General features: G+C 62.2%; 1 protein-coding gene. It reads right to left on the minus strand.

The features are described 5' to 3' along the window. On the minus strand, nucleotides 1–251 hold a 251-nt coding region (locus PZC42_RS25065), incomplete at both ends, for an Hsp70 family protein (RefSeq protein ID WP_277214360.1).

Here is a 251-nt window from a genome sequence, read left to right on the forward strand (position 1 = left end):
GTGGGGAGCTGGAGGGATGCCGGAGAGCTCGAACTTGCCCAGCAGGTTGTTGTCCTTGGTCCGGGCACGCTCACCCTCGTACACCTGGATCAGGACGCCAGGCTGATTGTCGGAGTAGGTCGAGAACACCTGCTCCTTCTTGGTGGGGATGGTGGTGTTCCTCGGGATGAGCACGGTCATGACACCTCCTGCTGTCTCGAGCCCCAGCGACAGCGGCGTGACGTCGAGCAGAAGCAGGTCCTGCACCTTCT

The organism is Isoptericola croceus (assembly GCF_029382255.1).
Lineage (GTDB): Bacteria > Actinomycetota > Actinomycetes > Actinomycetales > Cellulomonadaceae > Isoptericola > Isoptericola croceus.